We start from the raw sequence: 21,363 nt of genomic DNA, 5'->3' as shown, positions 1-21,363 counted from the left end.
TGGTTTTTTGTTGTATGGAAAATTGCTATAATAGTATATAGTAATGTCAAAAACATTTTGGCTACCATGATATGAACAATGAAACAGTATATTTTGAAATTTAATGATGGGAAGGACAGGTGTTCACGCACATACATAAGTAATATTATTGAATGTGTTTAGCGTAAGATAAATTTCTTTAGCGTGAGTACTTTAAAAAATATGGCACAATTATTCTTTGAATATGGCGCAATGAGTTCAGGCAAATCTATTGAGATTTTAAAGGTCGCGCATAACTATGAATCACAAGGTCGTCAAGTTTTGTTAATGACGCCAATTACTGACACACGCGCTGGCATAGGGATTGTGGCAAGTCGAATAGGATTGTCACGTGATGCTTTGGCAGTTAAACCTGAAGATGATCTATTCACTTTGATTGCAGGTATGAAGGACGCTGATTTAGCTGTTGTTTTAGTTGATGAAGCACAGTTTTTGACGCCAGAGCAAGTAGACCAATTAGCTTATGTGGTTGATTCTTTACATATTCCAGTAATGGCATTTGGATTAAAACAGGATGCTTTTAATAACTTATTTGCAGGATCAAAGCGATTACTTGAGTTGGCAGATAAGTTAGAAGAAATGAAAACAATTTGTTCATTTTGTGGTAAAAAAGCGACAACACAGCTGAGAATTGTTGATGGTAAGCCACAACGTCAAGGTGCGCAAGTTTTTATTGGTGGTGACGAAGCATATATTCCAACGTGTCGTAAGCATTGGTATAATCCGGATTTAGACAAAATCAGGGCAATGTTTCCAGTAAAATAGGTCATGTAACAAGACACTTTTAAATGATAAGCAACAAATAGTTGCTTGCTTTTGATACAAAAATAGATAAGTGAAAGATGCTAATTCACATCTGGGAGAATAAAAATGGATCCAATATTTCAATCGTTACAAACAGTTGTTGATCGGTATGATGAGCTAAATGAACAACTTGCTGACCCAGAAGTAGCTGGTGATGGTCAAAAATATATGGCGTTATTGAAAGAGGCGGGGGAAATGCGTGAAACTGTTGAAGTTTATACGCGTTATCAAAAAGTTATACAAGCTATCGTTGAGGCGGAAGAAATGCTAGATGATTCAGAGATGGCACCGTTGGCAAAAGAAGATTTAAATACGTTAAGACCTGAAAGAGCTGAATTAGAAGACAAACTTAAAATTTTGATGTTACCAAAAGATCCTAATGATGATAAAAACATTATTATGGAAATTCGTGGTGCTGCAGGTGGTGATGAATCGTCACTGTTTGCAGCAGATTTGCTTGATATGTATCGACGATACGCCGAAAAGCAACGTTGGACTTTAAGTATTATTGATGAGGCAACTACTGAAGTGGGTGGCTATAAAGAAGTTGCCATTATGATTACAGGTGACAATGTTTATTCAAAATTAAAATTTGAATCTGGTGCGCATCGTGTGCAACGTGTGCCATCAACAGAAACACAAGGTAGAGTACATACATCGACGGCAACAGTTGGCGTGATGCCTGAGTTTGAAGAAATTGATTTTGAATTAGCAGAATCTGATTTAGAAGAAGAATTTTTCCGTTCTGGTGGTGCTGGTGGTCAAAACGTCAATAAAGTTTCAACCGCTGTTCGTTTGGTTCATAAACCAACAGGTATTATGGTTAAAATGCAAGAAGAGCGTACGCAAATTAAAAACCGTGATAAAGCACGTAAATTGCTTGCCAGCCGAGTTTATGATTTTTATGCACAACAAAATGAAGCAGATTATGCTGAAAAACGTAAATCAGCAGTTGGTACGGGAGATCGTTCAGAGCGTATTCGTACCTATAATTATCCACAAAACCGTGTAACTGACCATCGAATTGGTCTAACGCTTAATAAACTTGACCGTATTATGAATGGTGAGTTGGGTGAGATTGTTGACGCATTAGTGATTGCTGATCAAACAGCTAAATTGGCAGAGCTTAATAAAGCATAATTATGGATAAAAAAAATTTTGAAACGCCAAAACAGTTTAAGCCAAACACAGAGACACGTAAAATAATGTCAGATAAATTGACGGCACCAAAATGGTTTGACTGGGATGATATTCAAAAACCAATTCAACCAAGCGATGTTAAGATTTCATTACTTGAAGGTCGTAAGTGGGCAATAGCAGAGTTGACTGGTATTGGTATGCCAAAAGATGATGCGCAAGATAATGTAGATTTTTTGTTGAGTGGTGCGTTAAATATTAATTATGCTTATTTACGTGCCAATATTACACGCCAAATGCCTGCAGATCTAGCAGCTATTTGGCCACAATGGCTTGCTAAACTCATGAATAATGAGCCAGTACAGTATATATTAGGACATGCACCATTTTATGGTCGTGAGTTTATGGTTGATGATCGTGTTTTGATACCTCGACCTGAAACTGAGCAACTTGTTGAATGGGTTTTAAAAGATGCTGGAGAAACAACTGGCAAGCCAATATCTGTATTAGATATTGGCACTGGATCGGGTGCAATTATTCAAACTTTAATGTTAGAAAATCCACGTGTACGAGGCTTTGCGGCAGATATTTCATCAGATGCCCTAGCAGTTGCTGAACTTAACGCGCAACGTTTTGGTTTAAATTACTTACACTTGGTTGAAAGCGATGTGTTTGATGCTTTAGATGATCTCGAATTTGATATAATTGTGAGTAACCCGCCTTATATTGCCATGGCGGATGAAAACGAAATAGATACCAATGTCTTAGAATATGAACCACATACAGCATTATTTGCTGATCATGCTGGACTAGCGATTTATGAAAAAATTGCAGATGGGTTAAATCAACATTTGTCAGATCATGGTCGCGCATATTTTGAAATTGGTTATAAGCAAGGGCAACAGATTGTTGACATGATGCAACGTGCGCTCCCAAATGCGGAAGTCACGTTAAAAAAAGATTTTGCTGGCCTGGATAGAATGGTACGAGTGGTGAAAGGATAGATGTGTTAATTTTAATATAGATATTAGCATACACTTTTGATAATGAAAACGGAATTATTAACAAATAAAGATGTACAGCACGCAGGTGAGTTACTGAAGTCAGGTGAAGTTGTTGCTTTTCCTACTGAGACGGTTTATGGTTTAGGGGCGAATGCAACTGACGAAACGGCTGTTAAAAAAGTGTTTACTGCTAAAGGGCGGCCAGCTGACAATCCTTTAATTATGACTATAGCTGATGAACAACAATTAGACCAATTTGTGGTTGTATCAAATGCCGCACGCCAATTAATGTCAGCATTTTGGCCAGGATCTTTGACAATTATCCTACCAATTAAACCTGGAAAAGTATCAATGATTGTAACAGGCGGTCTCCAATCAGTGGCTTTTCGTTTACCAGATAATGAAGCAACGCGCACCATTATCCGTGCGGCTGGGGTACCAATTGTTGGTCCCAGTGCCAATACCTCAGGTAAACCATCACCAACAACTGCTCAACATGTTTGGCATGATATGCAAGGAAAGATTGCAGCAATTGTTGATGATGGACCAACTCAAATTGGCGTTGAATCTACGGTTGTTGATATGTCTGTTGCGACACCAACCATTTTACGGCCAGGGGCTATAACACAGAAGCAACTTGAAGATGTCTTGAAGGTGTCCGTGATTGATGCCACGAGTACAGAATCGGTAGCAAGTGATGTTACACCAAAAGCACCGGGGATGAAGTATCGTCATTACGCGCCAGACAAACAAGTTATAATGTTTGATCGATTAGATGTCCTAAATTTGAAAACAGCTTTGCGACGAAACGATGTTGTGATGGCTCAAGATGTGACAATTTCGATTATGCAGATACCATTAGATCAAACATGGTCTCTTGGTGAAACGTTGGAAAATGCCACAGAACAGTTGTTTGCAGGTTTGCGTTTTTATGACGACGAACCTCATGTTGGCGTGATTTATGTTGAAAAAATGCCACCAATTGGTATAGGAAAGGCATTTAATAATCGTTTAGCGAAAGCAGCGGGTAATCAAGAATTTAACGTGTGAAAATGAGCGTGTAGATACGCTCATTTTTTATTTACAGAAAACAAATCTCAAATAATATGTAAACGTTTACATTTAAAACGTTGATAAATAGGCATTCTAGACGATGGTGCTTGATATATCAATGATGTACACGATAATTCACTTGATATTTTGTAAGCGCTTTGATAAACTTATATCAGAAGCTGATTAACAGCTAAAAAGGAGAAATCAATCATGGCACAATCAAAAGATTTTCATATTATAGCAGAAACAGGTATCCATGCGCGTCCAGCAACTTTGTTGGTACAAGCAGCATCAAAGTTCACTTCAGACGTTACTTTGTCTTATCAAGGCAAGGATGTTAATTTGAAGTCAATCATGGGTGTAATGTCATTGGGTGTTGGTCAAGGTGCTGACGTAACGATCAAGACAGATGGTGAAGATGAAGAAGCTGCAATTAAAGCAATTGCTGAAGCAATGGAAACAGAAGGACTTGCAGAATAAAAATGTCTAATAACTTCAAAGGAATCGCGGCAAGTAATGGTATAGCAATTGCTAAAGCATATTTGTTAGTTGATCCAGATTTGTCTTTTAATAAGACAACAATTACAGATGTAACGGCTGAACAAGTACGTGTCGACGATGCTTTGAAGGCTGCTAGCGCTGATGTTGAAATCATTAAATCTAGAGCTGAAAAAAATCTAGGTGCTGATGAAGCTCAGGTTTTTGAAGCGCACTTAATGGTTTTATCCGATCCAGAAATGTCAGGTGCAATTAAACAAAAAATTGCTGATGACAAAGTTAACGCTGAACAAGCAGTTAAAGAAGTAACGGACATGTATATAGGCATGTTTGAAGCGATGACTGATAACGCATATATGCAAGAACGTGCAGCAGATATTCGTGATGTTACTAAGCGTATTTTGTCTCATCTTTTGAACATAGCATTACCTAATCCTGCGTTAATTTCAGATGAAGTTGTTTTGGTAGCTAAGGATTTAACACCTTCTGATACATCACAACTTGATCGTAAGTTTGTTAAGGGTATTTTGACAGACTTGGGCGGACGAACAGCACATGCTTCTATTATGGCGCGTACGCTTGAAATTCCTGCAGTTGTAGGCACTGAATCAGCCACTCGAGAGGTAACTGCTGGTGTGACTGTGATTGTTGATGGTTTGACTGGTAATGTGATTGTTGATCCAGACGCTGATACGTTGGCAATTTACCAACAAAAAGCAGCAGACTATTTGGCACAACGTGCTGAATGGGCCTTGTTAAAAGATCAACAGTCCGTTAGCGCAGATGGTAAAAATTTTGTGTTAGGTGCTAACATTGGTTCACCTAAAGACATGGACGCAGTACTGGAGAATGGCTCAGAAGGTGTAGGATTATACCGTACTGAATTCTTGTATATGGAATCAGATCACTTACCAACAGAAGATGAACAGTTTGAAGCATACAAAGCTGTTGTCGAAAAAATGGCTGGTAAGCCGGTGACTGTTCGTACAATGGATATTGGTGGCGATAAAAATCTGAGCTATTGGAAGTTACCTGAAGAAGAAAATCCGTTCTTAGGGTATCGTGCAATTCGTATTTCATTAGATCAAACAGAAATATTCCGTACACAATTGCGTGCCTTACTACGTGCATCTGCCTATGGCAATTTGTGGATTATGTTTCCAATGATTGCAACATTAGCGGAATTCCGTGCTGCCAAAAGCATTTACCTAGAAGAACGTGCTAAGCTTGAAAAAGCAGACGTGAAAATAGGTGATATTAAATTAGGTATTATGATTGAGATTCCTGCCGCTGCAGTATTAGCTGACAAATTTGCTAAGGAAGTTGACTTTTTCTCAATTGGAACAAATGATTTAATTGGATACACTATGGCTGCAGATCGTGGAAATGATAAGGTAGCATATCTTTATCAACCTTACAATCCATCAATCTTACGCTTAATTAATACTGTTATTTCCGCTGCTCATAACGAAGGTAAATTTGTTGCTATGTGTGGTGAAATGGCCGGTGATCCTATTGCTGTACCTATTTTGATGGGTATGGGATTAGATGAATTTTCAATGAGCGCACCATCTGTTCTGCAGACCCGTTCATTGATGAAAAAGCTAAGTACAGCTGACATGAAGCTGTTATCTGAAAAGGCTTTGGATGCTGAAACAAATGAAGAAGTTATCGCATTGGTTGAAGCAGCAACGAAATAAAATGGTTATTTGTTTAAAATGCAAGTATCGCTCGCTACGAGTCATACTTGCATTTTTTATTTGTAACCATTTTGTGAGTTATTCGTTATATCTATAGAAGGGGGGAGAAAAATGAAGATCGATTACTATGAACAACTGTTAATTGACATATCATATGAACTCACTGGCTTTTTGATTAATAAAAAAATTCAAAAGCAAGATGCAGAAGATATTGTACAAGATGTGTTTGTTAAACTCATTCAAACTGATCTTGTTTTACCACCTAATAAATTAAGACCTTGGTTATATCGGGTGGCTTTGTCAAAGTTTTATGATTTATATCGTCGTCAAAAAAGATATCGTGATATTTTATTAGCACAATATACACAGTATTCTGACATTGCACCAGATATGATAAAACATACGGTGCTGCAGCAAGCATTAGATGAGTTAGATGACTATCAAAAATCACTGGTATTGTTATATTATGATGACCGCAAACGAATTCGAGAGATTGCTACAATATATGATGTAAGCGAATCTAAAATAAAAGTTGATTTATATCGAACAAGGCAACAACTTAAACATAGAATGGAAAGGGAACAAACATGAGTGACAATCAAAATTTTGAAAAAATAATTAAAAAAGAAAAGCGTAAGAAGTGGATTAAAACTGCATTGATTTCGGGTATGATGACAGTTTTAATTGGTGGTAGTGTGACTCTACTGACAAGAAATATAATTGGAAAACAAATGCAAAAGCAAGCCGACCAGCAGATTGAACAGTTTAATATTGAAGATTTGATCTATTCACCTAACATTATATCAACTTCTCAGCATTATTCGTTAACGGCTATGACAAGATCAACACTATCAAGTGATCGTGAAAAAAATGTCGATGGTTATCATGTAGCTTATCCAGAAAAAAGTGTGAGTTTTAATTTAAGTGGCAGAGAAGGTGGAAATGACATATCACCTAATATATATACGAGCGAAAACACAAAAAATGTTAACATTATGGCAACAAATCGAAAAACACAACAAAAGGAGCCTATTTTTTTTAACCGTGCCTATCCAAAATGGTATGACAAACAGCAGAAAAAATCAAAATTACTGACCCCAATCAAACCAACACATGAGGCATCAACTTTAAATGACTTACCTAATACATTAGGTGAGATTGCAATCACATTTGATAAGCGGTACAAGTATGATGATATTTTAAAAATGATACCAAAAAATGTAATGATTAATTACTATTGGCTTGGTTTACATACGCCACGTTTAGATACATTAAGTGGTATTGATGCATATATTGGTTTGAATGCTAAAGATGATGGGAGTGGAGAGCTAGTGGATAAGTTTAGTGATGAGCTTGATAGCAATCAGTATGTTGGTTATCAGGGATTAAAAAAAGCATTACAATCAGAAACTAATAAAGGGGTTATTAATGATATTGATGTTGCAAAGGATGCCCAGAAACAATTAGCACCGACTTTAAAAACAGCTAAATTTGCTGGGGTCATTGTGACAGGTCGGACAGAAAATCTAGCAAAATTAGACAATTTATCTTATGTTTACGCAACAAATGTAGGTGTCACGACACCTATTATGCCTTATCAAAAACCAATTAAATAACAACCAATTAGGATGAGATAAAAAATGGTCAAAATTTAGTTAAGTTGTATGATGTTTAATTAAATATGTTGAAAATATCATAGTCTTTAACGATTACATCGAGGATGAATTAAAGCTGCCGTATGGTAGCTTTTTTATGTTAAAATTAAACTTATGAAGATTTTAGCATTTGATACAAGTAACCAACCACTGACAGTGAGTTTGGCGGAAGATAATAAAGTCCTGCGTGTTTTTTCAACTAACGAGGCACGGAACCATTCAATTCAGTTGCTACCAGCCATTCAAAATACAATAGCTGCACAAAATTGGCAATTGGGTGACATTGATCGTATTATCGTAGCACAAGGTCCAGGATCATTTACTGGTTTGAGAATTGGTGTCACGGTGGCTAAGGTATTGGCTAGCACTTTATCTACGGAATTAGTGGGTATTTCTAGTCTAGCTATTTTAGCGCAACAGGTTAATCATGTAGGGTTGGTTGTGCCGTTATTTAATGCGCGTAATGATAATGTTTTTGCTGGCGTTTACTTAAATGGGCAAAATGTTTTTGCAGATGCACATCAGCCAATTGCAAACTTGTTTGCTTGGCTAAAAACGCAAAATGAACCTATCACTTTTTTGGGTGATACTGATATTTTTTCTACAGCTATTAATGAAACATTTGGTTCTCGTGCTCGTATATTAAGTCCGAGCGAAAGCTTGCCGGATGGTCAAGGTATTGTGTCTTTGGGTAATGAGGCATCACCTGTTATAAACCATGATCATTTTAATCCAAAGTATTTGCGCAAAACGCAAGCAGAGTTGAACTGGATTGCAGCACATCCAGGTGAGGATAACCCTGAAAATTATGTTTTTGAAATTTAACAAATCTAATAAATTGCCAGCGACATTACCAAAATTTCAAGAAAAAGTAGTCGATTCAAAAGGCTATTCTTTCATATTACGTTATGCGACGGTTGAAGATATTGATAGCTTAGTACGTATAGAAGAAGCAGTGTATGCTGGTTCCGCGCCTTGGCTATTGCGCGATTTTTTAAGCGAATTGTCAAGAACTCAAGTTCGTTTATACTTAGTGGTAGAGCGCCACAGTCAAGTTATTGGCTTTGCAGGTGGCGCTTATCAACGTGATAAAAAAGACATGCATATCACCAATATTGCCGTTGTACCAATCTGGCAAAACGCTGGTCTAGGTACAATTATGATCAATGAAATGGCTGACTTCTCACAACATGTGGGTATTGTCACAATGAGTTTAGAGGCACGCGCTTCCAATCATAGGGCAATTACTTTATATCAGAGGTTAGGTTTTCAAAAAAGCGGCATTAAACCGGGATATTATATGGGCGATCACGAAGATGCAGTTTCAATGGTAAAAAAAATTGATAATAAGATTAGCAACAATTGAAGATAGTGAGCAAATATTTAATATTGCTGAGGCTGCCTTTGCACCTTCTCCCTGGCCACAATCAATGTTTGAACACGAACTTGTGAGTCCAAGAAGTCAATATTTTATAACTGAAGGTGGCTTTGTAGGCATCACGCAAATACTAGATGAAGTTGAAATTGGTAGTGTTGCGGTTCATCCTGATATGCAACATCAAGGTATTGCTGAATCACTTTTAACAAAAATCATCACATTACCAAACGTGGAACGTTTTTTGTTAGAAGTAGATGAGAACAATTTAGCTGCTATCTATTTATATGAAAAATTAGGATTTAGCGCATATTATCGTCGTGAAAAGTATTATAAAAACGGCCATGCTGCTATTATGATGGAGAGGAAAATGTTGACAGAAATTAAATCTGATGATGTCAACACAATGATGTTATGACTAAAATCATATCTTTTGAATCAAGTGCCGATGAAACAAGTGTTGCTATTGTTGAAGACGGGCATATAATATTAAGCAATGCCGTTGCCACACAAATTAATTCACATCAACGTTTTGGGGGTATTGTTCCAGAAGTCGCAAGTCGTCACCATATTGAATGGATCACACGTGTTTTAGATGACGCGCTGCAACAGGCGAACGTGAAGCCATCAGAATTGGATGCAGTTGCGGTCACTTATGGACCGGGTTTGGTTGGTTCGCTACTAGTTGGTTTGATGGGCGCAAAAACTTTTGCTTTAGCACATAATCTGCCAATTATACCAGTAAACCATTTGGCAGGACATATTGCTGCAGCTAACTTTAATGAACCAATTATATATCCTGCGCTTGCCTTAATGGTATCTGGTGGGCATACTGAGCTTGTTTTGATGAAAACGGAAAATTCTTTTGTAGTTCTCGGGGAAACACGCGATGATGCTGCAGGAGAAAGCTTCGATAAAGTTGGTCGATTACTTAAACTCCCTTATCCAGCAGGAAAAACAATTGATGAAATGGCACACAAAGGCCAGGCAACAATTAAATTCCCAACAGCGATGGCACATGAAGATAACTATGATTTTAGCTTTTCAGGATTAAAAAGTGCGGTGATTAATTATGTCCACCATGCCGAACAAAAAGGGGAAACAATAGATCATAATAATTTAGCTACGAGCTTTCAAAATGCGGTAGTGGACGCCTTAGTTGGCAGAACGCAACGTGCGTTATCAGATTTTCCAGTTAAAAGTTTTGTGGTAGCTGGAGGTGTCGCAGCAAATTCACAGTTACGTCAGACGTTAGCAGAGTTATTGGAAAAAGACGCTTTTGCAGCGATTAAATTTATTCCTGTACCGCGACAATATACGGGAGATAACGCTGCGATGATTGGTGCAGCAGGGTATTGGAATTATAAGCAAGGACACTTTGCTGGGCTGGATCTTAACACAGCACCAGGATTAGATTTTGATTTGCTAGAGCAGAATTAAGTTTGTGAATACCTCACTATCTTTTGGTGAAATACCTATTTTTGTGATATAATAGTTATGCAAAAGTTCACAAAGTGAACTGATATATAGATTTTGATATATGGGTACGGTAGGTTAGTTTTAACTAAACAACGTGCTATCATGATAAACTGGAGAAACTTATGACACAACAACCAAAAATTCCACGGGCAACAGCAAAAAGATTACCCATTTATTATCGTTATCTCACATTTTTGCATGATGCAGGGACAGATCGTATTTCATCTGCCGAGCTAAGTGATGCCATCAAGTTTGACGCAGCTACAATTCGTCGTGACTTTTCTTATTTTGGTGCACTTGGTAAGCGTGGTTATGGTTATGATGTTAAGGCACTTCTCGACTTCTTTGCTAATGTGTTAGATCAAGATAGTCTCATTAATGTGGCTTTAATTGGCGCAGGTAATTTAGGTCAAGCCTTGATGAACTTTAACTTCCATCAATCATCAAATATGCGTATTTCAGCAGCATTTGATGTGGATAAATCACGTGCGGGTACTATTTTAGCCGGTGTACCAATTTATGCGATGAGCGATTTAAAAGAACAAATCACGGCGCAACGTATTAATATTGCTATTTTAACGGTGCCACAAGACGTCGCACAAGATATCACCGACCAACTGGTAGATTCTGGTGTGAAGGGAATTTTAAACTTTACACCATTGCGGGTGACTGTGCCAACAGGTGTTCGTGTACAAAACGTTGATTTGACAAATGAATTACAAACGCTCGTTTATTTCATTGATAATTATGGATCAATTACAACAGGATTATAAAAAAGCATGGCTATTTTAAATTTAGATGATACAAAAAAAGTGATTGCCTATCAAAAATTTGTACGGGAAGATCCGCGTGGGCAAGTGACACAAGACCCTTTGTGGGGTGAATTGAAATCTAATTGGGGCCATGTATATGTGTATCATGAAACAGATGGTGAGATTGATGCAGTATTAACGGTGTTAACTGTTGAAGCTGTTGCGGGTAAATTGTTAGGTTATGCCGGTAGGGGACCAATTGGGGATGTCGAAAATATTGGCATGATTAAATTAATGATTCAAGAGGCGCTTCAGGCATTGCCAGATAATGTATTTTTAATTCGTTTAGATCCTGAAGTGGCGTATAGTGACACATTAAACGATGCCTACCAAAAAGCCGGATTTATAACACGTAATCGAGCCATTGAAAACATGCATGGTAATATTCAACCCAGAAAAAATGTTGTATTATATTATGATGGCCGTGGTGATGGTGCAGCACCGATAACTAGTGAAACTGAATTAATGACACACTTTAAACGTGATTATCGTAATCAAATTCGTCGTGCAGCAAAAGATGGCGTTGTGGTAACGAGTGGTGATACGCAAGAAGATATTGAATCATTTTTTGATACATATGTGATGATGGCTGCGGCACAAAACATTACACATCGACCTTTAAGCTATTTTTTACGTATGCAAGAGTTGTGGCAAGGAACAGGCTTATTTAAAGTATTTCTTGCACATTTTGAAGGCCGTGTGATTGCCAGTGGCATTGGGTTTAGTTATGGTGATGAAATCTGGTATATGTATGCCGGATCAGATCGCCAGTACGCAAAGCATTATGGACCTTATGCAGTACAATGGGAAATGCTAAAATGGGGCTTGTCTCTAGGTAAAGTTGAATATGATTTTGGTGGTGTTGGTGATTTTGTACCAGAAGATGGACTTTATAAATTTAAACATGGTTTTGCCTATCATGACCCACATGCTGAGTATATCGGCGAGTTAGATTGGGTAGTTGATGATGCTGGTTACCAAGAATATATTAAGCAATTTAATTAAGTAAGTCGCCAGTTGGCGGCTTTTTTTGGCTCATTATGATATAATTAATGAATTATATTGGAGTGATTATGTTGCATTTTAAAAATTTTTGTATTAAATACCAGTCAGTTTTGTTGTATGCCGTATTTGGTGTATTAACGACAATTGTTAATATTCTTGTTTTCTTCGTTTTTTATAATCTGTTACATACAGATCATAATATTGCTTACATTGTTGCATGGTTTTGGGCGGTATTTTTTGCTTACTTAACCAACCGTGTTTGGGTGTTTCATTCCAAAAATACGACGTTCGCTGATATTACTAAAGAAATTTGGCAATTTTATTTGGCACGTATTTTGACAGGCATTATTGGCTATTTCATCTTGAATTTTGGTGTTGATTTATTAAAACAAGATGCGAACATTTGGAATGTTATACAAAATATATTTGTAATCGTTTCTAATTTTGTATTGAGTAAGTTAATTATTTTTAAGAAGGACAACAACGTATGACAATTAAAATGATTGCATCTGACATGGATGGTACATTTCTGACAGCAAATGATATGTATAGTCAGAGGCGTTTTGAGCGTATTTTAGACAATTTAAAGACACGTGATATTCGATTTATTGCTGCTTCAGGTAGACAAGTAAAAAATTTGCAGGATCTTTTTGCACCAACGACCTCAAAAGGTTATGAAATTGATTACGTTGGGTCAAATGGCGCAATGGTTGCAACACATCAGGAGCAACTCTATTCGGTGCACCTATCACCAGAACAATTACATAAGGTGATTGATTGGAATGCAAGGAATCCAGAGTCTGCTGAAAATATTATTATCATGACTGGCGATAATGCGACATATGTGTCCAATCACGCTACTGGTCCTGTCGCAAAAATGGTATTTCAATTTTATCCTAATGTTAAACAAGTTGAAAAGCTTATGGCAGTCGATGATCATATTTTGGAGATAACTTTTGTGTGGCCAAATAATGAAGTACAGCAGCATGTTTCAGAATTGAGAGAGATATTTGGTGATGAATTACATGCGACAGGATCTGGATTTGGGTCAGTTGATGTCCTAGGGAAAGGTGTTGATAAGGCAGCAGGTCTACAAGTTCTTCAGGACTATTATAATGTTTTGGACAGTGAAGTCATGACATTTGGAGACAATGACAACGATTTAGAAATGTTAAAAAAGTATGATTATGGTTATGTGATGCCAAATGCAGATAATTTCATGCTCGAAGCGATACAAAAAAAAGCCCTCAACACAAATGTAAATGATGGTGTGTTGCAGACAATTGAAACATATTTAGGTATTTGAAATTTTTAACTTTTGGATTTAGGCTTGGGTGATGCAAATCGGTTAACCCCGATCGATACAAGAACACCAATGAAAGTATCAATGATTCTGTCGATAACATAAAGTACCGTTGCACCTGCAGGAATATTGAGTGAAATCATCAGTAACGCTGCGAGTCCACCGATGACACCACCGTTGAAGTTAAAGCCGTCCAAGAATACGATAGCAACAACAACAAGAAAAGGTAAAAATATCATGGATACCCAGGTTGCACCGTGGGTATGCATATGTACCAAAAAATACAGTAGCGCTAGGAGGCCACCAACTGTGTTTGATACGAGTCGGATTTTTGCAAAGCTAATTGTTTTATCCCAACTTTCTCGTAGTGCAAAGACTGACGCCAAGGCTGCAACAAAGGGTGGACGTTGAAAGAAGTAAAAAACTGTGATAATAATCATCACTGACATTGCTGTTTTTAAAGTGCGCAAGCCTACACGAAATCGACCGAACTGCATAAAAGCCTCCATTAATATTCTTATTATTTTATCATAAAAAAATGGTAAAATCTATGTATCACATAGATAGAAAGGAATTGTGTCGATAAATATACTTTTATATTGTATGCGATACAAATGAAATCATGCAAAATTCAACATTAAAATTACTAAATGATCATAAGTCTATTCGTGCGTTCACAGATCAGGAAGTGACAGATGAGATGGTTGAGACAATTTTGACCGCTGCTGTTGCTGGTCCTAATATCAATAATTATCAACCAGTAACGTTCATTGAAATTACTGATCAAGCTTTAAAGGCTGAAATAACAGCGCAAGTTGGCATGTCATACATTGAAACTGCGATGCGTTATTTTGTTGTGACGGTTGATTTTAATAAAGATTTAATTGGATTGTCGCCGGAACTACGTGAAATTGCTGAAGAAAAGCTCGCTAGTTATGCAATGCTTGAAGGGGGTATCGTTTCCGCTGGTGTTTCCTTGGGACGGGCACAAGTTGCTGCAGAGTCGCTTGGGCTAGGTAGTGTCACGATGGCTGGTGCTTTGAGAGCATTTGAACTTTATGAAGAAAAGCTCCAATTACCAAAACTAGTTAAAGCGGTCATGGGATTTTCCATTGGTTATCCAGCCGATAACCCAGGTATTAAACCAAAGTTACCAATTAATGGTGTACTGATGACAGATCACTATAAACAACAGCAAATGGTAGATGCGGTTAAGGTATATGATAAGACCATGGTTAAATACTATGCAAAGCGAGGCATAGAAAGCTCATGGATAGGTAACAACATTAAAATGTTTACACGTAAACAAGATTATACTAAACTGGGTGAGTATCCTAAACAAAAAGGTTTTAGCTTAAAATAAAAAAGCAGTAGAATTTATGACTCAATTAGAGGAAAATTCTACTGCTTTTTTATTGGATTTAAGACTTTTTCAACTAGATGTGTCAGTGGTCCGAGTTTGAATGTTTCAATAAATGCGAATCTTCGTTCCCAACACGCCTTTTGCGATTGTTCATCGGTGAAATAATAATCAGCTAAAATTTTAATACCTTGTAAGTTTGCCTGTCTTTCAGCAGTTGATTTGGATAATTGACTAAAATTGTAAGTGTCATGTTGCCTATCTGATAACAAATGCGAAATTTCATGGGCAATTCGAAAGTAATAACTAAAGCTGGTTTGAAAGCTACGATTAATAATGATCACTCTTTTTTGAGAATTAACAACATCAGGGTCATATATAGTTCCCGATACGTGAATTAATGTGATGTGATTGATTTGTATAATTTCTTCGAGATAATCCAAAACGGTTGTATGAGCACACATAGGCATTAGTTTTTAGAAGACGTACTGTCAGCATCTGGTAACGTTTTTAAAATAGAAAGAATAGCATGACGATATTCAGGTGAGAGTTCTTTACCTTCAAATGAAAGTAGTAACTCACTATTTTCTAGCTGTTCACCAAGATCTATTTTATCCTTTAGCGGTTTTTTTTCAGGCTCTGTTATTCCTGCAAGCGCTAAGATATCATTTTTAGAAAGTCGTAACCCCTTAGCTATTTTATATAATGTTTCAACCTTTGGAATATTTTTATTGCCATTTTCGATTTGAGATAAATAAGCTGAAGAAAAACCACCTTGTAAAGCCGTTTGTCGCACTGTAAAATGCTTTTTTTCTCGATTTTTTTTAATTTGTGAACCAAATTGTTCTTTAGTAGTCATCGTATCAAAGTTCTCCGTTGTAATATATGTTTTACTATATACAAATATAAAACACACATATAACAAATGTAAAACAAATATGGCGAAAAGTGTTTGACGATGTGATACGTTAAATGTATAATAACAACATAATAATATAAAAGGAAGATACATAGATATGGCGTTGACGTTAAAATTTCGTAATCCGGATAATATAAAGGAAAAAATTGCAATGGGGGGTGAAAGTGTTGCAGGTTTTTCCAGGCGCATTAAGGTTAATTACTCATTGATGATCGAGTACTTAAACGGTAAAAAATTTCCGTCACCACCAACGGCAAAGAAAATAGCTGATGGCCTAAGAGTAGAAATAGTAGATATTTTTTTTGCATAAGCGTTTGCAAAAGTGATACTAAATTGATGAGACTTAGTAGATTAACTAACTAGGGGTAGTGGTAAGGGGAAAACAAAATGAGTTGTATACCAATTGTTATTCCGTCTTTAAATCCGGACGGAAGACTTTTTAAATTAATCAAAGAACTTATAAATGACACAATTGAATCTGCGCAACAAATTATTGTTATAAATGATGGTAGTTCAGAGACATATGATAATATTTTTGAAAATATTGCAACACAGTTTAAGGTTACGATTTTAAAGCACAATACCAATCTAGGTAAAGGAAGGGCATTGAAGACAGCTATCAACTATGTGATGGCAGAACTGCCAGATGCACTTGGTTTGATTACAATTGATTCTGATGGTCAGCACACTGTATATGACATGAAAGAATGTCAAACTGTATTTTTAAAAGACAGTAGGAAACTAGTGCTTGGAACACGTTCATTTGATAATAATGTACCATTTCGTAGTAAGTTTGGTAATTTATTAACTGCTAAATTGACACAAGTAGCAACAGGGGTAAAAATATCTGATACACAAACAGGATTACGCATTATTCCTAGAAATTATTTCAAAGCATTAGCCAATATGGCGGGTGAGCGATTTGAGTTTGAAATGAATATGATAATAGAAGCACGAGACAATCATGTTGACATTATTGAGGTGCCAATCACTACAATTTATCTAGAAGAAAATAAGTCATCACACTTTAGAATGTTTTACGATTCGGTTAGTATTTATACAATATTCGCTAAATATATACTTGCTGCCATGGGCTCATTTATTGTTGATATTACTATTTTTATGTTAAGCATTAAATTACTGAAAGATTTTCCAGTTGGCATGATACTTATTGCATCAATTGTTTCTAGATTATGTTCTTCAATATTTAACTACTATATCAATAAAAAACTAGTATTTCAAAATGATACGAGAATGAGTATCGTAAAATATTATCTGTTGGTTTTGGTGCAAATATTACTTTCTTCGTTAATCGTAACACTTTTGAGTGAACATATAACAGTTATCAATGTCACTATATTGAAAGTTGTCGTGGATACCTGTCTATTTATTATTAGCTATCAGGTGCAGAAAAAAGTGATATTTAGTGGTGATCACTGATGAGTACTATGAAAAAAATCGTTTATAGTGTGACGTTAATTTGTTCAATTATGTATCTAACATGGCGTGGTGTATTCACTTTACCATTTAATAGGTCAATTTTTGAATTAATATATGGTATTCTCTTATTACTGAGTGAAATATTGTCTACTTTAACGGCTTTTATACTGATATGGAATAAAAGTACTTTTAAAAAGATACCAGAGATCAGTATCACATCGAAAGATGTTTTTCCTGATATTGATATCTTAATTGCAACGCATAATGAAGCAACTGATTTGTTATATAAAACAATTAATGCTTGTACATTCATGGCATATCCTGATAAAAGTAAGGTGCATATTTATCTGTGTGACGATTCAAATCGACCTGAAATGGCAATGCTGGCAAAGAAATTTAAAATTAATTATATTGGCTTGACCAAAAATAAACATGCTAAAGCAGGGAACTTTAATAATGCGCTATTAAAAAGTCAATCACCTTTGGTAGCAACGTTTGATGCTGATATGATACCGTATTCTAATTTTTTAATGACAGTAGTTCCTTATTTTTTTGATCATTATTCTAAATTAATTGGTCAAAAAGTTGGTTTTGTTCAAACACCACAGAGTTTTTATAATAAAGATATATTCCAAAAAAATTTGTATGCAGACCAGGTGACTCCTAATGAGCAAGATTTTTTTTCTAAAGAAATTAATATTTTGAACTCACATTATAACAGCGCTGTATACACTGGTTCTAATACACTTTTTTTGAGAGAAGCTATTATTAAAGCGGGGTACTTTCCTACTAATACATTGACAGAGGATTTTCAACTGGGTGTACAAATTAATAGCGCAGGTTATAGTAGTATTTCAACAACAGAACCTATGGCTAGTGGATTGACGCCAACTGATATTGGTAGCGTCTTTAAACAGCGCACTAGATGGGCTCGTGGCATGATTCAAAGTATGAAAAATTTGCGTTTGTTGTCTGATAAGAACTTAACATGGGCACAAAAAACTATTTTCTTTAATGGTTATTTATATTGGTGGTCGTTTTTGGGCAGATTGTTGTTTGTTTTTGCGCCAATATTATTCGCATTATTTAATTTTCGTGTGGTAAACAGTAATTTTTGGTTATTATTAATGATTTGGGTTCCAGGGTACTTACTGCTGATGTTGGTGAAGCAAAATAATTCAGGCGATATTACAAATCAAAGGTGGGGCGAAATACAAGAATTGTTTTTTGCCCCATATCTTGTATTACCAGTGATACTTGAGACGATAGGTATTAAAAATTCTAAGTTTAAGGTCACTCAAAAAAATGGTAGCGGTAGTGGTAAAAAAGATTGGTTTTATGTTTTACCACATTTGATCATTTTAATTTTAACAATTGTGAGTTTGATTAAATTTAACTATGGTAAATTTGGATCAGAAATATTATATGGTAGTGTCATTACTTTTTGGTTATTAAATAATCTTGTTAATAGTCTTTTTTCTGTGTTGTTGGGTATCGGAAAGCCTATATACGAAGAACCATACTTTTATATTGAAGGAACTGTCGATGGCATTCCTATGCACAACAATGTAGAAATTAAATATATGAATGAATCACTGCTGGCGTTAGATATAAATGACATAACCGCTATTAAAAAAAAGGAAAGTTACAATATATCGATTGTAACAGAACGATATAGTGCGAAATTACAAGCAAAATTTAATCAGAGAATGAGTAATAATGATTGTTTATTCGATATAAAAACAAATGATGAAGAAAGCTACCGTATATTATTGCAGATAATTCATGATGGTTATAATAAGCAACTGCCTCAAAAAAGAGATCGCTGGATAACAACATTTGATTTGCTTTTTGATAACATTAATCATCGAATTGTTCGACTGAACAGTATTTTTAAAAACTGGCGTGGGGAATAGCATAGTGGTAACTATTAGTATAAAAGTTTTGTTATTGTTATTTTCAAATTATGGTTATGCTAGCCTTTTGAGAAATAAGCTTAATTGCAACAAATACCTGGTGTGGATAATAGAAACTAGTGGCATAATCATCGTATTATACATAGCTAGTTTGCTTGGTTTGTTATATTTCTTTGGTTTAATACTGCCTAGAATTGGCTTATTATTGGCAGTATACTTTGTTATAGAAAAATGGCGAAGAAACAGTATCGTTTTAAAGAAACTTAATATCATTACTTTGTCATTTTTGGCATACAGCCTGCTATTAGGCATAACCTTATTACAGAGTAAATTACTACACTATGACAACTTTTCACATTGGGGACTGATTGTTAAATATTTATTTACACAGCAATCTTTACCTAATGTCCATAGTGATATCATTGGTTTTTCATCTTATCCAGTTGGGACATCACTTTGGTGTTACTACTTTGTTAACTTTATCGGTTTCAACGAGGGCGTCATGATATTTGCACAATTTTGCTTAATTATATCGTGTTTGTATGCCATGGTTGCGGTAATTAAAGATAAAAATAATGTTTTAACATTTGCAATCATATTCCTGATTATTTCTTTGTTTAACTATTTCAATACTGCGATACGTATGAATAACTTATTAGTTGATTTTGTTTTACCATTAGTCACATTGGCTGCTATATCTGGGATATTTGTTTATAAAAACAATATGTATGTTCTGGCAACGATAACGGTTATTTTAACAGGATTTTTAGGTATTATTAAAAATAATGGCATATTTTTCGTTATCATTGTGCTACTTTATTTTTTGATAACCGTGCTTATATACAAAGAACAGTACTGGACTGTGTTTAAAAAATTCAGATTAATTATTACCACAATTTTGTTAAGTATGGCGCCGTATATTTCATGGTTGCTGCATATTAAGTACACATTTGGTCACCAGATTTCGAAGCATGAGGTGAGTGTTGCAGCGTATCGTGATATTTACGAGTCTAAAACATCAGAAATTGTTAGTCATATTATTCAAAAATTTTGGCATCATATTTTGAGTTTGTCTACATTGCCAACTCAAGGTGTAATACTGATCAACTTGTTGTTTATCGTAACAATTATTTCCTTGTATATGATTAAGCATAAGGAAAATAGATTAGTCAGTGGCTTATTAATCACGAATGTGATAATTATTTTGTATTATATTGGTATTTTGTTAATGTTTATTTTTTCAATGCCAAATAAAGAAGCATTATCTTTAGCGGGTTTTGATCGTTATGCGTCTAGTGTCGTAATATTTGGTTTAGGAATTTATGCGTTTTTTGCTGTCAGGGCGATTGATCAAGCATTTTATGAGCAACGTATAAATATGAGGAGCTTTCGAACATTTAAAAGTTTTCAAAATAAGTATAGTTATGAATATGCAAGTATATTGTTATTATTTATCAGTACGTTATTAATTTTATCGGAAAATAATGGTATTAAGTATAACTTATATGATCATCAGACAAGCATACCTCAAAAAATCAAACAAATTAGTGGCAATAATATGACTTTAAATCATAAAAAATATTTAATTATTAGTGCAGATCAAGAACAAATTGATAACTATTTTACGCAGTATGTTGGTAAGTATTACTTATATTCTGATCATGTCGATGCTAAAGAAGATATAAGTCAACTGAGTCGATCAGAGTTTATTGGACTAATTTCAAAATATGATGATGTGTTGGTGATTGATGAACATTATACGTTTAAAGCCATGAGTCGAAAATACCTTAATAAAAATATCGAAAAGGGTATGTATACTAAAAAATTTTTGTTAAATAGCGTTGCTGTAAATTAACATGGTAGT

General features: G+C 35.4%; 24 protein-coding genes. 21 read left to right on the top strand and 3 right to left on the bottom strand.

Annotated features, from left to right (window positions below; genetic code table 11):
* Positions 1 to 201: 201 nt before the first annotated feature.
* The 16 genes from K5Q13_RS06745 to K5Q13_RS06670 all read left to right on the top strand — a co-directional run bounded on the left by K5Q13_RS06745 (position 202) and on the right by K5Q13_RS06670 (position 13,867).
* The gene (locus tag K5Q13_RS06745) at positions 202 to 804 is read left to right on the top strand and encodes a thymidine kinase (RefSeq protein WP_220740947.1); all 603 of its coding nucleotides are present in this window, start codon (positions 202 to 204) and stop codon (positions 802 to 804) included.
* 105 nt (positions 805 to 909) lie between these two features.
* Positions 910 to 1,983 (top strand): peptide chain release factor 1, encoded by a 1,074-nt coding sequence (gene prfA / locus K5Q13_RS06740; RefSeq protein WP_220740946.1) that lies wholly within the window; start codon positions 910 to 912, stop codon positions 1,981 to 1,983.
* A 2-nt stretch (positions 1,984 to 1,985) separates the two neighbouring features.
* Entirely contained in the window at positions 1,986 to 2,984 is a 999-nt protein-coding gene (prmC, locus tag K5Q13_RS06735) for a peptide chain release factor N(5)-glutamine methyltransferase (RefSeq protein WP_220740945.1), read from the top strand.
* 42 nt (positions 2,985 to 3,026) lie between these two features.
* Positions 3,027 to 4,034: an L-threonylcarbamoyladenylate synthase gene (locus K5Q13_RS06730; RefSeq protein ID WP_220740944.1), complete on the top strand. Its 1,008-nt coding sequence runs from the start codon at positions 3,027 to 3,029 to the stop codon at positions 4,032 to 4,034.
* 213 nt (positions 4,035 to 4,247) lie between these two features.
* The gene (locus K5Q13_RS06725) at positions 4,248 to 4,517 is read left to right on the top strand and encodes a phosphocarrier protein HPr (RefSeq protein ID WP_220740943.1); all 270 of its coding nucleotides are present in this window, start codon (positions 4,248 to 4,250) and stop codon (positions 4,515 to 4,517) included.
* Positions 4,518 to 4,519: 2 nt separating this feature from the next.
* Positions 4,520 to 6,235, top strand: a complete 1,716-nt coding sequence (ptsP, locus tag K5Q13_RS06720) for a phosphoenolpyruvate--protein phosphotransferase (RefSeq protein ID WP_220740942.1) — start codon at positions 4,520 to 4,522, stop codon at positions 6,233 to 6,235.
* Between the two features lie 111 nt (positions 6,236 to 6,346).
* Complete coding sequence (locus K5Q13_RS06715; protein ID WP_220740941.1) at positions 6,347 to 6,826, top strand: RNA polymerase sigma factor; 480 nt, start codon at positions 6,347 to 6,349, stop codon at positions 6,824 to 6,826.
* Positions 6,823 to 7,851, top strand: a complete 1,029-nt coding sequence (locus K5Q13_RS06710; RefSeq protein WP_220740940.1) for an anti sigma factor C-terminal domain-containing protein — start codon at positions 6,823 to 6,825, stop codon at positions 7,849 to 7,851. The genes K5Q13_RS06715 and K5Q13_RS06710 overlap by 4 nt, the downstream gene beginning before the upstream one ends.
* Positions 7,852 to 8,004: 153 nt before the next feature.
* Positions 8,005 to 8,715 (top strand): tRNA (adenosine(37)-N6)-threonylcarbamoyltransferase complex dimerization subunit type 1 TsaB, encoded by a 711-nt coding sequence (gene tsaB, locus K5Q13_RS06705; protein ID WP_220740939.1) that lies wholly within the window; start codon positions 8,005 to 8,007, stop codon positions 8,713 to 8,715.
* Positions 8,699 to 9,256 carry a ribosomal protein S18-alanine N-acetyltransferase gene (gene rimI / locus K5Q13_RS06700; RefSeq protein ID WP_220740938.1) on the top strand — a complete coding sequence of 186 codons (558 nt, stop codon included), beginning with the start codon at positions 8,699 to 8,701 and terminating at the stop codon, positions 9,254 to 9,256. Before tsaB ends, rimI (K5Q13_RS06700) begins: the two co-directional genes overlap by 17 nt.
* Positions 9,231 to 9,683, top strand: a complete 453-nt coding sequence (rimI, locus tag K5Q13_RS06695; RefSeq protein ID WP_220740937.1) for a ribosomal protein S18-alanine N-acetyltransferase — start codon at positions 9,231 to 9,233, stop codon at positions 9,681 to 9,683. Before rimI (K5Q13_RS06700) ends, rimI (K5Q13_RS06695) begins: the two co-directional genes overlap by 26 nt.
* A complete protein-coding gene (gene tsaD / locus K5Q13_RS06690) occupies positions 9,680 to 10,705 on the top strand; it encodes a tRNA (adenosine(37)-N6)-threonylcarbamoyltransferase complex transferase subunit TsaD (RefSeq protein ID WP_220740936.1) in 1,026 nt (341 codons plus the stop codon). The genes rimI (K5Q13_RS06695) and tsaD overlap by 4 nt, the downstream gene beginning before the upstream one ends.
* Positions 10,706 to 10,866: 161 nt before the next feature.
* Complete coding sequence (locus tag K5Q13_RS06685; protein WP_220740935.1) at positions 10,867 to 11,517, top strand: redox-sensing transcriptional repressor Rex; 651 nt, start codon at positions 10,867 to 10,869, stop codon at positions 11,515 to 11,517.
* Between the two features lie 6 nt (positions 11,518 to 11,523).
* On the top strand, positions 11,524 to 12,561 hold the full coding sequence (locus K5Q13_RS06680) for a lipid II:glycine glycyltransferase FemX (RefSeq protein ID WP_220740934.1): 1,038 nt from the start codon (positions 11,524 to 11,526) through the stop codon (positions 12,559 to 12,561).
* Between the two features lie 68 nt (positions 12,562 to 12,629).
* Positions 12,630 to 13,052, top strand: a complete 423-nt coding sequence (locus tag K5Q13_RS06675) for a GtrA family protein (protein ID WP_220740933.1) — start codon at positions 12,630 to 12,632, stop codon at positions 13,050 to 13,052.
* Positions 13,049 to 13,867: an HAD-IIB family hydrolase gene (locus K5Q13_RS06670; RefSeq protein ID WP_220740932.1), complete on the top strand. Its 819-nt coding sequence runs from the start codon at positions 13,049 to 13,051 to the stop codon at positions 13,865 to 13,867. The genes K5Q13_RS06675 and K5Q13_RS06670 overlap by 4 nt, the downstream gene beginning before the upstream one ends.
* A gap of 5 nt (positions 13,868 to 13,872) precedes the next feature.
* On the opposite strand, the gene K5Q13_RS06665 is transcribed toward K5Q13_RS06670, so the two are convergent.
* Positions 13,873 to 14,361 (bottom strand): FUSC family protein, encoded by a 489-nt coding sequence (locus K5Q13_RS06665; RefSeq protein WP_220740931.1) that lies wholly within the window; start codon positions 14,359 to 14,361, stop codon positions 13,873 to 13,875.
* A gap of 125 nt (positions 14,362 to 14,486) precedes the next feature.
* On the opposite strand from K5Q13_RS06665, the gene K5Q13_RS06660 reads away from it, so the two are divergent.
* Positions 14,487 to 15,227: a nitroreductase family protein gene (locus K5Q13_RS06660; protein WP_220740930.1), complete on the top strand. Its 741-nt coding sequence runs from the start codon at positions 14,487 to 14,489 to the stop codon at positions 15,225 to 15,227.
* 38 nt (positions 15,228 to 15,265) lie between these two features.
* On the opposite strand, the gene K5Q13_RS06655 is transcribed toward K5Q13_RS06660, so the two are convergent.
* Together K5Q13_RS06655 and K5Q13_RS06650 are read right to left on the bottom strand one after the other, a co-directional pair.
* Entirely contained in the window at positions 15,266 to 15,694 is a 429-nt protein-coding gene (locus K5Q13_RS06655; protein WP_246574212.1) for an ImmA/IrrE family metallo-endopeptidase, read from the bottom strand.
* Positions 15,694 to 16,083: a helix-turn-helix domain-containing protein gene (locus tag K5Q13_RS06650; RefSeq protein ID WP_220740929.1), complete on the bottom strand. Its 390-nt coding sequence runs from the start codon at positions 16,081 to 16,083 to the stop codon at positions 15,694 to 15,696. Before K5Q13_RS06650 ends, K5Q13_RS06655 begins: the two co-directional genes overlap by 1 nt.
* A gap of 157 nt (positions 16,084 to 16,240) precedes the next feature.
* Here K5Q13_RS06650 and K5Q13_RS06645 point away from each other — a divergent pair, with 157 nt between their 5' ends.
* From K5Q13_RS06645 to K5Q13_RS06630, 4 genes are all read left to right on the top strand, one after another.
* Entirely contained in the window at positions 16,241 to 16,453 is a 213-nt protein-coding gene (locus tag K5Q13_RS06645; protein ID WP_220740928.1) for a helix-turn-helix domain-containing protein, read from the top strand.
* Between the two features lie 77 nt (positions 16,454 to 16,530).
* Positions 16,531 to 17,583 carry a bifunctional glycosyltransferase family 2/GtrA family protein gene (locus K5Q13_RS06640; protein WP_220740927.1) on the top strand — a complete coding sequence of 351 codons (1,053 nt, stop codon included), beginning with the start codon at positions 16,531 to 16,533 and terminating at the stop codon, positions 17,581 to 17,583.
* Between the two features lie 8 nt (positions 17,584 to 17,591).
* Positions 17,592 to 19,499 carry a glycosyltransferase family 2 protein gene (locus K5Q13_RS06635; RefSeq protein WP_246574211.1) on the top strand — a complete coding sequence of 636 codons (1,908 nt, stop codon included), beginning with the start codon at positions 17,592 to 17,594 and terminating at the stop codon, positions 19,497 to 19,499.
* Between the two features lie 205 nt (positions 19,500 to 19,704).
* Complete coding sequence (locus K5Q13_RS06630) at positions 19,705 to 21,354, top strand: hypothetical protein (RefSeq protein ID WP_246574210.1); 1,650 nt, start codon at positions 19,705 to 19,707, stop codon at positions 21,352 to 21,354.
* The last annotated feature ends 9 nt before the right edge of the window (positions 21,355 to 21,363 follow it).

Origin of the sequence: Leuconostoc miyukkimchii, assembly GCF_019656055.1 — a bacterium.
GTDB classification, from domain to species: domain Bacteria; phylum Bacillota; class Bacilli; order Lactobacillales; family Lactobacillaceae; genus Leuconostoc; species Leuconostoc miyukkimchii.
This window is presented reverse-complemented; position numbering and strand designations above follow the sequence as displayed.

Bases quoted from the DNA above. Each gene is read 5' to 3' on its own strand.
- K5Q13_RS06745 (WP_220740947.1), top strand. From the start codon at position 202: ATGGCACAATTATTCTTTGAATATGGCGCAATGAGTTCAGGCAAATCT.
- prfA (WP_220740946.1), top strand. From the start codon at position 910: ATGGATCCAATATTTCAATCGTTACAAACAGTTGTTGATCGGTATGAT.
- prmC (WP_220740945.1), top strand. From the start codon at position 1,986: ATGGATAAAAAAAATTTTGAAACGCCAAAACAGTTTAAGCCAAACACA.
- K5Q13_RS06730 (WP_220740944.1), top strand. From the start codon at position 3,027: ATGAAAACGGAATTATTAACAAATAAAGATGTACAGCACGCAGGTGAG.
- K5Q13_RS06725 (WP_220740943.1), top strand. From the start codon at position 4,248: ATGGCACAATCAAAAGATTTTCATATTATAGCAGAAACAGGTATCCAT.
- ptsP (WP_220740942.1), top strand. From the start codon at position 4,520: ATGTCTAATAACTTCAAAGGAATCGCGGCAAGTAATGGTATAGCAATT.
- K5Q13_RS06715 (WP_220740941.1), top strand. From the start codon at position 6,347: ATGAAGATCGATTACTATGAACAACTGTTAATTGACATATCATATGAA.
- K5Q13_RS06710 (WP_220740940.1), top strand. From the start codon at position 6,823: ATGAGTGACAATCAAAATTTTGAAAAAATAATTAAAAAAGAAAAGCGT.
- tsaB (WP_220740939.1), top strand. From the start codon at position 8,005: ATGAAGATTTTAGCATTTGATACAAGTAACCAACCACTGACAGTGAGT.
- rimI (WP_220740938.1), top strand. From the start codon at position 8,699: ATGTTTTTGAAATTTAACAAATCTAATAAATTGCCAGCGACATTACCA.
- tsaD (WP_220740936.1), top strand. From the start codon at position 9,680: ATGACTAAAATCATATCTTTTGAATCAAGTGCCGATGAAACAAGTGTT.
- K5Q13_RS06685 (WP_220740935.1), top strand. From the start codon at position 10,867: ATGACACAACAACCAAAAATTCCACGGGCAACAGCAAAAAGATTACCC.
- K5Q13_RS06680 (WP_220740934.1), top strand. From the start codon at position 11,524: ATGGCTATTTTAAATTTAGATGATACAAAAAAAGTGATTGCCTATCAA.
- K5Q13_RS06675 (WP_220740933.1), top strand. From the start codon at position 12,630: ATGTTGCATTTTAAAAATTTTTGTATTAAATACCAGTCAGTTTTGTTG.
- K5Q13_RS06670 (WP_220740932.1), top strand. From the start codon at position 13,049: ATGACAATTAAAATGATTGCATCTGACATGGATGGTACATTTCTGACA.
- K5Q13_RS06665 (WP_220740931.1), bottom strand. From the start codon at position 14,361: ATGCAGTTCGGTCGATTTCGTGTAGGCTTGCGCACTTTAAAAACAGCA.
- K5Q13_RS06660 (WP_220740930.1), top strand. From the start codon at position 14,487: ATGCAAAATTCAACATTAAAATTACTAAATGATCATAAGTCTATTCGT.
- K5Q13_RS06655 (WP_246574212.1), bottom strand. From the start codon at position 15,694: ATGCCTATGTGTGCTCATACAACCGTTTTGGATTATCTCGAAGAAATT.
- K5Q13_RS06650 (WP_220740929.1), bottom strand. From the start codon at position 16,083: ATGACTACTAAAGAACAATTTGGTTCACAAATTAAAAAAAATCGAGAA.
- K5Q13_RS06645 (WP_220740928.1), top strand. From the start codon at position 16,241: ATGGCGTTGACGTTAAAATTTCGTAATCCGGATAATATAAAGGAAAAA.
- K5Q13_RS06640 (WP_220740927.1), top strand. From the start codon at position 16,531: ATGAGTTGTATACCAATTGTTATTCCGTCTTTAAATCCGGACGGAAGA.
- K5Q13_RS06635 (WP_246574211.1), top strand. From the start codon at position 17,592: ATGAAAAAAATCGTTTATAGTGTGACGTTAATTTGTTCAATTATGTAT.